Annotated in this window: 14 protein-coding genes; 8 read left to right on the top strand and 6 right to left on the bottom strand. The window is 72.1% G+C overall.

Annotated elements, in window-relative coordinates; all coding sequences use genetic code 11:
- Positions 1 to 4 precede the first annotated feature (4 nt).
- The 6 genes from J2X64_RS00965 (at position 5) to J2X64_RS00940 (ending at position 8,176) form a co-directional block, all read left to right on the top strand.
- Positions 5 to 2,422 carry a polyribonucleotide nucleotidyltransferase gene (locus tag J2X64_RS00965; RefSeq protein ID WP_310148316.1) on the top strand — a complete coding sequence of 806 codons (2,418 nt, stop codon included), beginning with the start codon at positions 5 to 7 and terminating at the stop codon, positions 2,420 to 2,422.
- A gap of 88 nt (positions 2,423 to 2,510) precedes the next feature.
- Entirely contained in the window at positions 2,511 to 3,734 is a 1,224-nt protein-coding gene (locus J2X64_RS00960) for an FAD-dependent oxidoreductase (protein ID WP_310148315.1), read from the top strand.
- Between the two features lie 155 nt (positions 3,735 to 3,889).
- Positions 3,890 to 6,433, top strand: a complete 2,544-nt coding sequence (locus J2X64_RS00955; RefSeq protein WP_310148312.1) for an ExeM/NucH family extracellular endonuclease — start codon at positions 3,890 to 3,892, stop codon at positions 6,431 to 6,433.
- Between the two features lie 148 nt (positions 6,434 to 6,581).
- Positions 6,582 to 7,349, top strand: a complete 768-nt coding sequence (dapB, locus tag J2X64_RS00950; protein ID WP_310148309.1) for a 4-hydroxy-tetrahydrodipicolinate reductase — start codon at positions 6,582 to 6,584, stop codon at positions 7,347 to 7,349.
- Positions 7,350 to 7,697, top strand: a complete 348-nt coding sequence (locus J2X64_RS00945; protein ID WP_310148306.1) for a hypothetical protein — start codon at positions 7,350 to 7,352, stop codon at positions 7,695 to 7,697.
- Positions 7,698 to 7,807: 110 nt separating this feature from the next.
- The gene (locus J2X64_RS00940) at positions 7,808 to 8,176 is read left to right on the top strand and encodes a VOC family protein (RefSeq protein ID WP_310148304.1); all 369 of its coding nucleotides are present in this window, start codon (positions 7,808 to 7,810) and stop codon (positions 8,174 to 8,176) included.
- A 19-nt stretch (positions 8,177 to 8,195) separates the two neighbouring features.
- Here the strand turns inward: J2X64_RS00940 and J2X64_RS00935 are convergent, their stop codons facing one another.
- From J2X64_RS00935 to J2X64_RS00915, 5 genes are all read right to left on the bottom strand, one after another.
- The gene (locus J2X64_RS00935) at positions 8,196 to 8,510 is read right to left on the bottom strand and encodes an AzlD domain-containing protein (RefSeq protein WP_310148302.1); all 315 of its coding nucleotides are present in this window, start codon (positions 8,508 to 8,510) and stop codon (positions 8,196 to 8,198) included.
- Entirely contained in the window at positions 8,507 to 9,241 is a 735-nt protein-coding gene (locus tag J2X64_RS00930) for an AzlC family ABC transporter permease (protein ID WP_310148300.1), read from the bottom strand. Before J2X64_RS00930 ends, J2X64_RS00935 begins: the two co-directional genes overlap by 4 nt.
- Complete coding sequence (locus tag J2X64_RS00925) at positions 9,238 to 9,816, bottom strand: GNAT family N-acetyltransferase (RefSeq protein ID WP_310148298.1); 579 nt, start codon at positions 9,814 to 9,816, stop codon at positions 9,238 to 9,240. Before J2X64_RS00925 ends, J2X64_RS00930 begins: the two co-directional genes overlap by 4 nt.
- Before the next feature lie 69 nt (positions 9,817 to 9,885).
- The gene (locus J2X64_RS00920) at positions 9,886 to 10,353 is read right to left on the bottom strand and encodes a dihydrofolate reductase (protein WP_310148295.1); all 468 of its coding nucleotides are present in this window, start codon (positions 10,351 to 10,353) and stop codon (positions 9,886 to 9,888) included.
- Positions 10,350 to 11,159 carry a thymidylate synthase gene (locus J2X64_RS00915; protein WP_310148292.1) on the bottom strand — a complete coding sequence of 270 codons (810 nt, stop codon included), beginning with the start codon at positions 11,157 to 11,159 and terminating at the stop codon, positions 10,350 to 10,352. The genes J2X64_RS00920 and J2X64_RS00915 overlap by 4 nt, the downstream gene beginning before the upstream one ends.
- Positions 11,160 to 11,300: 141 nt before the next feature.
- Between J2X64_RS00915 and dapA the strand changes: the two genes are divergently transcribed.
- A complete protein-coding gene (gene dapA, locus J2X64_RS00910; protein WP_310148289.1) occupies positions 11,301 to 12,191 on the top strand; it encodes a 4-hydroxy-tetrahydrodipicolinate synthase in 891 nt (296 codons plus the stop codon).
- Positions 12,188 to 13,873: a ribonuclease J gene (locus J2X64_RS00905; RefSeq protein ID WP_310148286.1), complete on the top strand. Its 1,686-nt coding sequence runs from the start codon at positions 12,188 to 12,190 to the stop codon at positions 13,871 to 13,873. Before dapA ends, J2X64_RS00905 begins: the two co-directional genes overlap by 4 nt.
- A 162-nt stretch (positions 13,874 to 14,035) precedes the next feature.
- On the opposite strand, the gene J2X64_RS00900 is transcribed toward J2X64_RS00905, so the two are convergent.
- Positions 14,036 to 14,611: a WHG domain-containing protein gene (locus tag J2X64_RS00900; protein ID WP_310148283.1), complete on the bottom strand. Its 576-nt coding sequence runs from the start codon at positions 14,609 to 14,611 to the stop codon at positions 14,036 to 14,038.
- Position 14,612 lies beyond the last annotated feature (1 nt).

Raw genomic sequence — 14,612 nt, 5'->3', positions numbered from 1 at the left:
GCCCATGGAGGGTCCAGAGATCACCTTCGCCGAAGCCACGATCGACAACGGCAAGTTCGGCACCCGCACGGTCCGGTTCGAGACCGGACGACTGGCCAAGCAGGCCGGCGGCGCCGTCGCCGCATACCTGGACGAGGACACGATGCTCCTCTCCACCACCACCGCCGGGAAGCACCCGCGCGAGGGTTTCGACTTCTTCCCCCTGACCGTCGACGTCGAGGAGCGGATGTACGCCGCGGGCAAGATCCCCGGCTCGTTCTTCCGTCGTGAGGGTCGCCCGTCGACCGACGCCATCCTCACCTGCCGCCTGATCGACCGCCCGCTGCGCCCGACCTTCACCAAGGGGCTGCGCAACGAGGTTCAGGTCGTCATCACGGTCCTGGCGCTCAACCCCGACCACCAGTACGACGTGCTCGCCATCAACGCGGCCAGCGCCTCGACCCAGATCTCGGGCCTGCCGTTCAGCGGCCCGGTCGGTGGTGTCCGGGTCAGCCTCATCGACGGCCAGTGGGTCGCCTTCCCGAACTTCAGCGACATCGAGCGCTCGACGTTCGACATGGTCGTCGCCGGCCGCATCGCGGGCGACGACGTGGCGATCATGATGGTCGAGGCCGAGTCCACCGAGTCCACCTGGGACCTGGTGAAGAACGAGGGCAAGCAGGCGCCGACCGAGGAGGTCGTGGCCGAGGGCCTCGAGGCCTCCAAGAAGTTCATCCGCGTGCTCTGCGAGGCGCAGGCCGAGCTGGCGAGCAAGGCCGCCAAGCCCGTCCAGGAGTTCCCGATCTTCCTCGACTACGAGGACGACGTGTACGCCGCGGTCGAGGCCGCCACCTCCGCCGACCTGGCGCAGGCGCTCACCATCGCCGGCAAGCAGGAGCGCGAGGAGCGCATCGACGAGATCAAGGACGCCGTCAAGGAGTCCCTCGCCGGTGAGGGCAAGGAGTTCGAGGGCCGGGAGAAGGAAGTCTCCGCGGCATACCGCTCCGTGCAGAAGAAGCTCATCCGCCAGCGCATCCTGCGCGACAAGGTCCGCATCGACGGCCGTGGCCTCGCCGACATCCGCGCCCTGGGCGCCGAGGTCGAGGTCCTGCCCCGCGTGCACGGCTCGGCGCTGTTCGAACGCGGCGAGACCCAGATCATGGGTGTCACCACACTGAACATGCTGCGCATGGAGCAGCAGCTCGACACCCTCTCCCCGGTGACGCGCAAGCGCTACATGCACAACTACAACTTCCCGCCGTTCTCCACCGGTGAGACCGGTCGCGTGGGCTCGCCCAAGCGCCGCGAGATCGGCCACGGCGCGCTCGCCGAGCGGGCGCTCATGCCCGTGCTGCCGACGCGCGAGGAGTTCCCCTACGCGATCCGCCAGGTGTCCGAGGCCCTCGGCTCCAACGGCTCGACGTCCATGGGCTCGGTCTGCGCCAGCACCCTGTCGCTGCTCAACGCCGGTGTGCCGCTGCGCGCCCCGGTCGCCGGCATCGCGATGGGCCTGGTGTCCGACGAGGTCGACGGCGAGACGCAGTACGCCGCGCTCACCGACATCCTCGGCGCCGAGGACGCGTTCGGCGACATGGACTTCAAGGTCGCCGGCACCCGCGAGTTCGTCACGGCCATCCAGCTCGACACCAAGCTCGACGGCATCCCCGCCTCGGTCCTGGCCGGCGCGCTGACCCAGGCCCGTGACGCCCGCCTGCACATCCTCGACGTCATGAACGAGGCCATCGACACGCCCGACGAGATGAGCCCCTTCGCTCCTCGCGTCATCAGCGTGCAGGTCCCGGTCGACAAGATCGGTGAGGTCATCGGCCCGAAGGGCAAGATGATCAACCAGATCCAGGACGAGACCGGCGCCGACATCTCGATCGAGGACGACGGCACGGTCTACATCGGCGCCACCGACGGCCCGTCCGCCGAGGCGGCTCGTGCCATGGTCAACGCCATCGCGAACCCGCAGATGCCGGAGATCGGCGAGCGCTTCCTCGGGACCGTCGTGAAGACGACGACCTTCGGTGCGTTCATCTCGCTGCTGCCCGGCAAGGACGGTCTGCTGCACATCTCCGAGGTGCGCAAGCTCGTCGGCGGCAAGCGGATCGACGCCGTCGAGGACGTCCTGGCCGTCGGCCAGAAGGTCCAGGTCGAGCTCAAGGAGATCGACCCGCGCGGCAAGCTCTCGCTGGCCGCGGTGCTCCCGGAGGGCGAGGGCGGCAACGCCTCCTCCGAGGCCGGGTCCGACGCCTCCGAGGCCGCCGGCTCCGACGACGAGTCGGGCTCCGAGGGCGGCCAGGCCAGCTCCGAGGACCGCGGTGAGCGGCGCGAGGGCGGCCGCAGCCGCAACCGCCGCCGTCGTGGCCGTGGCGACTCCGCCGAGGGTGGCGAGGAGCCGGCAGCGGCCCCCGCGACCTCCGAGGACGCTGCGGGCTGACGCACGCACCACCCGTCGAGCGGGCCGGCACACCACGAGGTGTGCCGGCCCGCTTGCGGTTGGCGGGGGCGCACCGAATGCTGGGCCCATGGCTGACGACCGGACGTTCGTGGTGGTGGGTGGCGGGCTCGCAGGGGCCAAGGCGGTGGAGCAGCTGCGTGAACGCGGCTTCGAGGGCCGCGTGGTGCTCCTCGCGGGGGAGGCCCACCTGCCGTACGAGCGACCGCCCCTGTCCAAGGACTACCTCAAGACCGGTGAGGGGCTCGACGACGCCTTCGTCCACGACGAGGGCTGGTATGCCGGGCACGACGTCGACGTGCGCACCGCCACCCGGGTCGCCTCGGTCGACCGCGACGCCCACGAGGTCGTCCTCGAGGACGGGGAACGCCTGCACTACGACCGCCTGCTCCTCGCCACGGGCAGCTCCCCGCGCCGGCTCGACCTGCCGGGCGCGGACCTCGAGGGCGTCCTCACCCTGCGCACGATCGAGGACAGCGACCGACTGCGTGCCGAGCTGCGCGAGGGGCGCCGCGTCGTGCTCGTCGGCGGCGGTTGGATCGGCCTCGAGGTGGCCTCGGCCGCCCGCGACGCCGGCGCGCAGGTGACGGTGCTCGAGGCGCTCGACCTGCCGCTCGTGCGCGTGCTCGGCCAGCGGGTGGCCCGGGTCTTCGCGGACCTGCACCGCGACCACGGGGTCGACCTGCGCACGAACGTGGCAGTCGAGGAGCTCACCGGCGAGGACGGGCACGTGACCGGCGTGAGGCTGGGGGACGGCACGGTCGTCGACGCGGACGTGGTCGTGGTCGGCGTCGGCGCCGCCCCGAACGTCGAGCTCGCGAAGGACGCCGGCCTCGAGGTCGACAACGGGGTCCTGGCCGACGCGGTCGGCCGCACGAGCGACCCGGACGTGTTCGTCGTCGGCGACGTCGCCAACGTCGAGCACCCCTTCCTCGGTAGGCGCGTCCGGGTGGAGCACTGGGCCAACGCGCTCAACCAGCCGCAGGTCGTCGTCGCGGCCATGCTCGACCAGGACGGCCCCGAGCCGGAGCTGCCGTTCTTCTTCAGCGACCAGTACGACCTGGGGCTGGAGTACCGCGGCCTCGGCAGCCCGGACGACGACGTCGTGGTGCGAGGCGACCTCCCGGGCCGGGAGTTCATGGCCTTCTGGCTGCGGGGCGGGGTCGTGACCGCGGGCATGAACGTCAACGTGTGGGACGTCGGCGACGAGGTCGAGGCGCTCATCCGCTCCGGGAGCGCGGTCGACCCGGACCGGCTCGCCGACACGGGTGTCCCGCTGCAAAACCTGACCTGACCTTTACCCTCCAGCCGCTTCGCGGCCGTTCCGCAGTCGCCGACGACGTGGTTCGATGCCCCCTCGGGCCCGGACCACCGTCCGGCGCCCGCCGTTTCCGTGTCTGGCTCTGGAGGAGTGCTGTGCGCGTACATCGCAGGCAAGTGATGGGGGCGGTGGGGGCAGCAGCCCTGGCCGCCGGGGTCGTGACGACCGCCGCAACGAGTGCGGGGGCGGCGCCGTCGCCGTCCGCCGCCGTCGTCATCAACGAGGTCTACGGAGGTGGCGGCAACAGCGGCGCAGCCTTCAACCGCGACTTCATCGAGCTGGTCAACAAGACGGGCGCCGCGGTCACCTTGGACGGCTGGTCGGTCCAGTACGCCTCGTCGACCGGCTCGTTCTCGGGCAAGACCGACCTGACGGGCTCGATCCCGGCGGGTGGGCGCTTCCTCGTCGGCGAGGCCTTCGGCAGCGACCGCACGCTGCCCGGCATCACCCCCGACCAGGACGGCACGATCGCCATGAGCGGCAGCACCGGCAAGGTCGCCCTGGTGAACAACGCGACCCTGCTGACGTCCACCGTCTGCTCGCCCACCAAGGGCGCGACCGGCTGCTCCAACCTGCCGCAGGTCGTCGACTTCGTGGGCTGGGGCGCGGCCAGCGACTGGGCCGGCAGCGGCACCGCACCGGGCACGTCCAACGGCACCTCGGTCTCGCGCAACACGACCAGCACCAACACCGCCGACAACGCGACCGACTTCAAGGCCGGGACGCCCACCCCCGGCGCCGGTGGCACCCCGCCGCCCGGGACCCCGGTGGAGAAGACCATCGCCGAGGTCCAGGGCACGGGCGACGCCTCACCCCTCGTGGGTCAGAACGTCGTCGTCAAGGGCGTCGTCACCGCGGCATACCCCACGGGCGGCTTCCACGGCTTCTTCCTGCAGACCCAGGGCACCGGCCCCGAGCCCGACCCCAGCGGCGCGTCGGACGGCGTGTTCGTCTTCCAGTCCGGCTCGAGCACACCGCTCGACGCCGACGCGGTCGTCGGCAACTACGTGCAGGTGACCGGCAAGGTCAGCGAGTTCGGGGGCCTGACCGAGGTCACCGCGGCGGGTGCCGACATCGTCGACGCGGGCAGCGACTTCAGCCCCGTGCAGCCGCTGAGCATCCCGTGGCCGAAGACCGACACGGGTCGCGAGTCCATCGAGGGCATGCTGTTCCAGCCCACCGGCGACTACACCGTCACCAACACCTTCAGCACCAACCAGTACGGCGAGGTCGGCCTGGCCGTCGGGGACCACCCGCTCCTGCAGAACACCGAGGTCGCGGCGCCGGGCAGCCCCGAGGCCGCAGCGGTGGTCGCGGACAACGCCCAGCGCAAGGTCACCCTCGACGACGGCTCGTCGAGCAACTTCACCGCGAGCAGCTACACGGTGAGCGCCTGCGGCACCCGCCCGGTGCCGTGCCTGCTCAACGGCGACCTCACCCCGGCATACGTCTCGAACACCGAGCCGGTGCGGGTCGGTGCTGCAGCCACGTTCACCGAGCCGGTCGTCGTCGACTACCGGTTCGACCTGTGGCGGTTCCAGCCGACCGAGCAGGTCGTCGGCCCGGACAACGCAGCCTCGCCGGCCACCTTCGCCGACACGCGCACGGCGGCGCCCGACGTGGCGGACATCGACCAGCGCGGCACCGCCGACCTCAAGGTCGCCTCGTTCAACGTCCTGAACTACTTCACCGACCTCGGTGACCAGGACCCGAGCTGCCAGGCCTACTGGGACCGCGACGACAACGGCGACACCGTCCGCACCGGCTGCGAGCAGCGCGGCGCGTGGGACAGCGCCGACCTCGCCCGCCAGACCCAGAAGGAGGTCTCGGCCATCAACGCGCTCGACGCCGACGTCGTGGGCCTGATGGAGATCGAGAACTCGGCCAAGTTCGGCCACGACCGTGACGCGGCCCTCGCGTCCCTCGTCGCCAGCCTCAACGCCAAGGCGGGCGCCGGGACGTGGGCGTTCGTGCCCTCGTCGACGGACCTGCCCCCGCTGGACCAGCAGGACGTCATCACCTCGGCCATGATCTACAAGCCGGCCAGCGTCATGCGGGTCGACCGGTCGCGGGCGCTGGGTGACCAGAGCGGTGACGGCCAGGCCTTCGTCAACGCGCGGGAGCCGATCGCCCAGACGTTCAAGGCGAAGTACGGCAAGGGCGACAAGTTCCTGTTCGTCGTCAACCACTTCAAGTCCAAGGGCTCGCCCGGGCCGTTCCCCGGCGACGAGGACACCGGTGACGGGCAGGGCTCGTCGGTGACCAGCCGCATCCTGCAGGCGCAGGCCCTGCGCGACTGGGTGCCCGGCGTGGCCGCCGAGTACGGCGCGAAGGCCGTGGTCATGGCCGGCGACTACAACTCCTACACCAAGGAGGACCCGCTGGACGTGCTGTACAAGGCGGGCTACACCGACGTCGGCTCGACCTTCGACCCGAACAGCTACTCGTACTCCTTCAGCGGCCTGTCGGGCTCGCTGGACCACATCCTCGTCAACGACTACGGCCTGCGGATGTCGACGGGGGCCGATCACTGGAACATCAACTCCGGTGAGTCCGTGGCCCTGGAGTACAGCCGGTTCAACTACCACGCCACCGACTTCCACGACCCGGGCCCGTACCGTGCCTCGGACCACGACCCGGTCGTGCTGGGCCTCAAGGCCTTCGTGAAGTAGTGAGCTCGTAGAGCGAGAGGTATGCCGCGTGCGCGGCACGACGGGCCCGTCCCCACCGTGGGGGCGGGCCCGTCCGTCGCACGGGCTCGTCCCGCGGTACCGGGACGCCGGGCCGTGCCGGCACGAGGCGCGTCGTTAGGCTGGCCCGGTGAGCGAGACGACGCAGGGCGGCACGACGCGGGTGGCGGTGGTCGGCGCGAACGGCCGGATGGGGCAGCAGGCCTGCCGCGCGGTCGAGGCGGCCGACGACCTCGAGCTCGTGGGCCGCTACGGCCGGGGCGACGACCTCGGCGACCTCGGCGGGGCGCAGGTCGTCGTCGACCTGACCGTGCCCGACTCCTCGCCCGGTGTGGTCGCCCACTGCGTCGAGCGCGACGTGCACGTCGTCGTGGGCGCGACCGGCTGGGACGACGCCCGCCTGGAGACCGTCCGTCACCAGCTCGCCGACCACCCGCGGGTGGGCGTGCTCATCGCCCCCAACTTCGCGATCGGCGCGATCCTCATGATGCGGTTCGCCGCGCAGGCGGCCCGGTTCTTCGAGTCGGTCGAGGTCGTCGAGCTGCACCACCCGGCCAAGGTCGACGCGCCTTCCGGGACCGCGGCCCGCACCGCCCGGATGATCGGCGAGGCGCGGCGCGACGCCGGGCTCGGCGACGTCCCGGACGCCACCACGCACGACCCGGACGGTGCGCGGGGTGCGCGCGTCGACGGCATACCGGTGCACTCGGTGCGGCTGCGCGGGCTGGTGGCGCACCAGGAGGTCCTGCTCGGTGGCCCGGGCGAGCTGCTCACGATCCGGCACGACTCCTTCGACCGCGAGTCGTTCATGCCCGGCGTCCTGGCCGGCGTGCGCGGGGTGGCCGACCACCCCGGGGTGACCGTCGGCCTCGAGCACTACCTCGGCCTGGGGGACTGAGTGCGCGAGAAGTTCACCGCGGTCGTCCTGCTGGTCGTCCTCGCGTTCTACTCCGCCACGATCGGCTGGCGCGGCTTCGCCCTGATCGCCGACGGGCGCCTGGTGCCCGTGCTGCTCGGCCTCGGCGTGGTGCTCGTGCCCGTCGTCGCGCTGCTGGCGATGGTCCCGCTGGTCCGCCTCGCCCGCGACGGGTCGCGGATGCTGGCCGAGGCGCACGCCGGGAACGCCGCGCCGCAGGTGGTGCAGGAGCTCGAGCTGGCGGAGGACTGCCGGGTCGGCAAGGACCGGGCAGGGGAGCAGCGGCACTACCGGGCCGCCGTGCGCGCCTGGCGTGCCCAGCGGCACTGAGCGCCGTCCGGGGTCTGCGTGCGCGCCCGCGCGGCCCTGACCACCGGACTCGCGGCCGGACCCGACGCAGGGGGCGCGCGAGGAGGCCGACGCGGCCTACGGTTGCTGCCATGCACCGTTCACGCATCGGTCTCGTCCTCATCGACCACGCCCCTGAGCACTACGACGCCGGGATGCAGTTCTGGGCCGGTGTGCAGGGCGTCCGGCCCCGGCCCGACGGCGAGTACGCCTCGGTCGGCGAGATCGGCACCGTCAGCCTGGAGACCCAGCGCCTCCAGGAGGGGCCGTCGCGCATCCACCTCGACATCGAGACCGACGACGTGGCCGCCGAGGTGGCCCGGCTGGAGGGCCTCGGCGCCCGCGTGGTGCAGCGGCACGAGACCTACGTGGTGATGGCCGATCCCGGGGACCTCGTGTTCTGCGTCGTACCGGTGCAGACCGGCGACCGGTTCGTCGAGGACGCGCTCGAGTGGCGCTGAGCGCCGTCCCGCTCTGCGTCTAGGCCATCCCGGCCAGGCGCAGCAGTGCCGCGGTGACGGCCGCCAGCACGACGACCACGAGGAACGGCGCGCGCAGCAGCAGCGCCACGACCGCCACCGCGACGGCCACGGCTCGCGCGTCCGCCGTCAGGTCACCCCCGGTCTTGGTGAAGGTCTGCACCGCCACGAGCGCGGCGAGCAGCGCGACGGGCAGCGCGGACGTCACCCGAGCCGTGCGCTCGCCCTCCAGCCAGCGCACCGGCACGACGTGGCCCAGGACCTTGAGGAGGTATGCCAGGGCGCAGCCGAGCAGGACCGCGGTCCACGTGCTCACGGGGTCGGCTCCTCGTCACTCCAGTGGTGCGGCGGTCGCGGGTCCTGGTGCGCCCGGCGCCACACGCCCGCGAGCAGGGCGCACAGCGCAGCCACGAGCACGGGGACGCCTGCCGGCGCGTGCGGGGCGACGAGGACCGAGACCAGGGCGGCCAGCGCGGCGATCGCGAAGGCGTCCCACGACTTCAGGCGCGGCCACAGCAGGGCGCAGAAGGCCGCGGCTGCCGCGGCGTCGAGACCGTAGGTGCGGGGGTCCCCGATCTGGTTGCCGACGAGTGCGCCCACGAGCGTCATGGCGTTCCAGCAGAGGAAGACCCCGAGCCCGGTGGCCCAGAACCCCAGCCGCCCCGCGGCCGCCTCCGGCTGGCCGACGCCCACGGCGGTGGACTCGTCGATGGTGAGGTGGGCGGCCAGCAGCCGCCGGGGGCCGCGGGCGCCCAGGAGCTGGGACACCTGCAGGCCGTAGAGGCCGTTGCGGATGCCGAGCAGGCTCGCGGTCGCCACCGCCGTGAGCCCACCGGTGGGCGCGCTCGCGAGGATGCCGACGAAGGCGAACTGCGAGCCACCGGTGAACATCAGCAGCGAGAGCACCTGCGTCTGCCAGGTGCTGAGCCCGGCGGCGACCGACAGGGCTCCGAAGCTGATGCCGTAGGCGCCCGTGGCGACGGACACCGATGCCGCCTGGCGCAGCACCTGCCGTCGGCGCCCGGCTGCGAGCGCCGCGGTGGTCATGCCGGTGGTGGCGCCGTGATGTCGGCGACCAGGCGGACCTCGCGCGCGGTCGTGCCGTCGGGGGAGACGACCCGGTCGCGGAACGCGCCGTCGGGGTGCAGCCCGGCCGTCATGAGGAACGCTCGGGTGGCCTCGTCCTCGGCCAGCACCCAGGTGGAGAGGGCCTCGGCCCCGGCGCCGCGCAGGGTGTCGACGGCGGCGTTGAGCAGGCGGGACCCGTGGCCGCTGCGCCGCGCCTGCGGGTGCACCCCCAGCACGCTCAGCTCCCCGGTCTCCGGCGAGGCGTCGGGGTCCTGGCTGGGCCCGATCGAGGCGAACCCGACCACCTGCTCACCGGCGCAGGCCACGAGCAGCCGGTAGACCCCGCTCGGCGGGGACGCGAGCGACCGCCGCCAGGCGCTCGCGAAGGCCTGCGGCTCGAAGCCGTCCACGACCTCGCCGGGCAGCACCCCGGCATACGCCTCACGGAAGACGGTCGCCTGCACCAGGCCCACGGCCGGTGCGTCGCTCTCACGGGCGGTGCGCACGCTCGCGTCAGCGAGCGGTCCGGGCGGGTGCGGGTGGTCGTGCGCCATGGCCGCCATCCTCCCAGCACGTCCCCGCGGGGGCGTCCGGGGGCCCGCAGGCCGGTCGTGGCGAGGGGTTCAGGCGCGCTCGTACGCGACCCAGCTGAAGCCGTCGCGGTGCTCGCGGCTCACCTCGCGCCACCGGGCGCGGTCGATCGTCGGGAAGGTCACGTCGCCGTCGGGCGCCTGGTCGACCTCGGTGATGAGCAGCCGCTGGGCGAACGGCATCGCCTCGGCGTAGACCTGACCGCCGCCGCACACGAACACCTCGTCGGCCGGCCCGGCCAGGGCGAGGGCCTCGCTCAGCGAGTGGGCCGTCTCGACGTCGGCGTGCGACCAGTCGGGTTGGCGGGTGATGACGATCGTGCGGCGGCCCGGCAGCACCCGGCCGATCGAGTCGAACGTCTTGCGCCCCATGACCATCGGGTGGCCCATCGTGGTCCGCTTGAAGAACGCGAAGTCCTCGGGGAGGTGCCAGGGCATGTCGTTGTCGGCGCCGATGACGCCGTTGCGCCCGACCGCCGCGATGAGCGTCACCGAGGTCATACGGCGATCGGTGCCTTGATCGAGGGGTGGGCCTCGTAGCCGACGAGCTCGAAGTCGCCGAGGTCGTAGTCGTCGATCGACGCGTGCGGGGTGATCCGCATGGTCGGCAGGGGGAGCGGCTCGCGGGTCAGCTGCAGCCGCGCCTGCTCGAAGTGGTTCGAGTACAGGTGGGCGTCGCCCAGGGTGTGCACGAACTCGCCCGGCTCGAGGTCGGTCAGCTGGGCGACGACCATCGTGAGCAGGGCGTAGGACGCGATGTTGAACGGGACGCCGAGGAAGATGTCGGCCGACCGCTGGTAGAGCTGGCAGGAGAGGCGCGCGCGCCGGCCGTCCGTCGCCGGGGTGACGTAGAACTGGAACATCGTGTGGCACGGCGGCAGCGCCATGTCGTCGACGTCGGCGACGTTCCACGCGCTGACGATGTGGCGGCGGGAGTCGGGGTTGGTGCGGATCGACTCGATGACCTTCGCGATCTGGTCGACGTGGCGGCCGTCGGGTGTCGGCCAGGACCGCCACTGGTAGCCGTAGACGGGCCCGAGGTCGCCGTTCTCGTCGGCCCACTCGTCCCAGATCGTGATGCCGCGCTCCTGCAGCCAGCGGACGTTGGAGTCGCCGCGCAGGAACCAGATGAGCTCGCCGATGATCGACTTGAGGTGCAGCTTCTTGGTGGTCAGGACCGGGAAGCCGTCGGCCAGGTCGAACCGCATCTGGTACCCGAAGACCGAGCGCGTGCCCGTCCCGGTGCGGTCGGACTTGTCCACCCCGGTGGTGAGGACGTGGTCGAGGAGGTCGAGGTACTGCTGCACGCTCGCAGGGTATCCCGGAGCGGTGCCGGGACCGAGGGAACGGCGCGGGAGCGCCAGCCGGCGCCGGGTTCCCGCCGTTCTGGGGTGGTGGATGCGGCGCCGGGACCGGAGCCGGCCCCCCGGGGCGATAGCCTGCAGTGCATGAGCACGCACAGCCCGTTCGGCCGCCTCCTGACGGCCATGGTCAGCCCGATGCGTCCGGACGGCAGCATCGACGAGGAGGGCGCGCGCCGGCTCGCGACCCACCTCCTCGACACCGGCCACGACGGCATCGTCGTCAACGGCACGACGGGGGAGTCGGCCACCCTGAGCGAGGACGAGAGCATCGCCATGGTGCGGCTCGTCGCCGAGACCGTCGGCGACCGCGCCCAGGTGGTGGCCGGGGTCGGCTCCAACAACACCGCCCACAGCGTCGAGATGGCCCACCGCGCCCAGGACGCCGGGGCGACCGGGCTGCTGCTCGTCAGCCCCTACTACAACAAGCCCACGCAGCCCGGGCTCGTCGCTCATTGCAAGGCCGTCGCCGCGGCGACCGAGCTCCCGGTGATGCTCTACGACATCCCCGGCCGCACTGGCATACCGTTCACGACGGCCACCCTGCTCGAGCTGGCGCAGGTGCCGACCATCCGCGCGGTCAAGGACGCCAAGGGCAACGCGTTCGGGACCAGCAAGGTGCTCGCCGCGACCGACCTCCTCTACTTCTCCGGCGACGACGCCACCACGCTGCCGTGGCTGGCTCTGGGCGCGATCGGCACCGTGAGCGTCGTGGGACACGTGGCGGGCCGCGAGTATGCCGCGATGCTGGCCGCCGTCGACGCCGGCGACCTGGCCGCGGCGCGCGAGGTGCACGAGCGGCTGATCCCGGCCGTGGAGGCGATCATGACGCCGTCACAGGGCGCGATCATGGCCAAGGCCGCCCTCGTCGAGCTCGGGGTGATCGAGCACGCGACGGTCCGGCTGCCGCTCGTCGAGTCGCCACCGGAGCACCTCGAGGCGCTCCGCGCCGGTCTGAAGGAGTCGGGTCTCCTGTGAGCCACCCCCACCCCGAGCTGACCACACCCGCTCCGCTCGTCGACGGCGGCGTGCGCATCGTCGCCCTCGGCGGCCTCGGTGAGGTCGGCCGCAACATGGCCGTCATCGAGCACGCCGGGCAGCTGCTCGTCATCGACTGCGGCGTGCTGTTCCCGGAGGACCACCACCCGGGCGTCGACCTGATCCTGCCCGACTTCGAGTACATCGAGGACCGCCTCGACGACGTGCAGGCGATCGTGCTGACGCACGGCCACGAGGACCACATCGGCGCGGTGCCGTACCTGCTCAGGCTGAAGCCGGACATCCCGCTGGTCGGCTCCATGCTGACCCTCGCGCTGGTCGAGGCGAAGCTCAAGGAGCACCGCATCACGCCGTACACGCTCGGTGTCAAGGAGGGGATGCGCGAGCGGCTCGGCGTCTTCGACTGCGAGTTCGTGGCCGTCAACCACTCGATCCCCGACGCGCTGGCCGTCTTCGTGCGCACGCCGGGCGGGACGATCCTGCACACCGGCGACTTCAAGATGGACCAGCTGCCGCTGGACCGCCGCCTCACCGACCTGCGGGCGTTCGCCCGGCTGGGGGAGGAGGGTGTCGACCTGTTCATGACCGACTCGACCAACGCCGAGGTCCCCGGGTTCACGACCCCCGAGCGCGACATCGCGCCGGCGATCGACAAGGTCTTCCGGCACGCGGAGCGCCGGATCATCGTCGCCTGCTTCTCCTCGCACGTGCACCGGGTCCAGCAGGTCCTCGACGCCGCGGAGAAGTCCGGGCGCAAGGTCGCGATGGTCGGACGCTCGATGATCCGCAACATGGGCATCGCCGCCGACCTCGGCTACCTGCACGTCCCCGACAACGTGCTCGTCGACGTCAAGAAGCTCGACGACCTGCCCGACGACCGGGTGGTCCTCATCTGCACCGGGTCCCAGGGCGAGCCGATGGCGGCCCTGTCCCGCATGGCCAACCGCGACCACCGGATCGACGTCGGCGAGGGCGACACGGTGCTGCTCGCGTCGTCGCTCATCCCCGGCAACGAGAACGCCGTCTACCGCGTCATCAACGGCCTCATGCGCCTGGGCGCGAATGTCGTCCACAAGGGCAACGCCAAGGTCCACGTCTCCGGCCACGCCAGCGCCGGAGAGCTTCTCTACTGCTACAACATCGTCAAGCCCCGCAACGTCATGCCGGTGCACGGCGAGTGGCGCCACCTCGTCGCCAACGCCGCCCTCGCCGAGCAGACGGGCGTCGACCGCGACCACGTCGTCGTGGCCGAGGACGGAGTCGTCGTGGACCTCGTCGACGGCCGCGCCCGGATCGTGGGGGCCGTCCCGTGCGGCTACACCTACGTCGACGGGTCGTCGGTGGGCGAGTTCGACGAGGCGCTGCTCAAGGACCGGCGCATCCTGCGCGACGAGGGCTTCATCTCGGTCATCGTCGTGATGGACGCCGCCACCGGGAAGATCGCCGCTGGGCCCGAGATCCAGGCGCGCGGTTTCGCCGAGGACGACGAGATCTTCAAGCAGGTGCGGCCCAAGATCGAGCAGGCGCTCGCGGAGGCGACCGGCAAGGGCGTCACCGAGTCCTACCAGCTCGAGCAGGTCATGCGCCGGGCGCTCGGCAGCTGGGTCGGTGGCAAGATCCGCCGTCGCCCGATGATCATCCCCGTCGTCATCCAGGCCTGACCCGCGCCGGCCGCCTGCCCCGGTCGGCGGGCGCCCGGCATACCCACGCAAAACGGCAGTTGCGGACGTGAAACGGCAGTTCTGGACCGCCGTTTCATGCCAGCAACTGCCGTTTTGCGGCTGCGGTGGGGAGCGGGTATGCCGGGTGGCCCCGAGTGGGGGTCAGGAGGGCTTGGCGACGTGCTGGCTGAGGGCGACGTCGAGGCCGGCCAGCAGGCGGTCGAAGGACTCGTCCACCGACTCCGGCAGCCCGAACCCACCCGCGGCCTCGAGCACCACGAAGCCGTGCAGCGTGGCGCGGACGGCTCGGACGGCGTGCACGGTGTCGGAGCCCGTGATGCCGTAGTCCTCGAGCACCCCGGCGAGCACCGCGACCGCTCGTGCACCCGCTCCGGCGTGCTCGTCGTCGTCCGGTGCGGGCGCGCGCACGGAGGCTGCGACCCGCCCGGGGTGGCGCGCGGCATACGTGCGGTAGGCGACGGCCACCGCCTCGAGGGCCCCACGTCCCCGGAGGTCCTGACGGGCGTCGCCGATCGCCAGCGTCAGCTCCTCGACCGCCCGCACGGCGACGTCGCGCCGCAGGGCTTCGATCCCCGGGACGTGCTTGTACAGCGCCGGTTGCGAGACGCCCAGCCGTTGCGCCACCGCGGACAGGGTGAGCGAGTCGAACCCGACCTCGTCGGCGACGTCGGCCGCGACGCCCGCCACCTGCTCGCGGGTGAGCCCCCGGCGGGGCACC

It is taken from the genome of Phycicoccus sp. 3266 (assembly GCF_031456495.1).
In the GTDB taxonomy this organism is placed as follows: Bacteria; Actinomycetota; Actinomycetes; order Actinomycetales; family Dermatophilaceae; genus Pedococcus.
This window is presented reverse-complemented; position numbering and strand designations above follow the sequence as displayed.

Coding starts and splice junctions, on each gene's coding strand:
- J2X64_RS00965 (WP_310148316.1), top strand. CDS start 5: ATGGAGGGTCCAGAGATCACCTTCGCCGAAGCCACGATCGACAACGGC.
- J2X64_RS00960 (WP_310148315.1), top strand. CDS start 2,511: ATGGCTGACGACCGGACGTTCGTGGTGGTGGGTGGCGGGCTCGCAGGG.
- J2X64_RS00940 (WP_310148304.1), top strand. CDS start 7,808: ATGCACCGTTCACGCATCGGTCTCGTCCTCATCGACCACGCCCCTGAG.
- J2X64_RS00930 (WP_310148300.1), bottom strand. CDS start 9,241: ATGACCACCGCGGCGCTCGCAGCCGGGCGCCGACGGCAGGTGCTGCGC.
- J2X64_RS00925 (WP_310148298.1), bottom strand. CDS start 9,816: ATGGCGCACGACCACCCGCACCCGCCCGGACCGCTCGCTGACGCGAGC.
- J2X64_RS00920 (WP_310148295.1), bottom strand. CDS start 10,353: ATGACCTCGGTGACGCTCATCGCGGCGGTCGGGCGCAACGGCGTCATC.
- dapA (WP_310148289.1), top strand. CDS start 11,301: ATGAGCACGCACAGCCCGTTCGGCCGCCTCCTGACGGCCATGGTCAGC.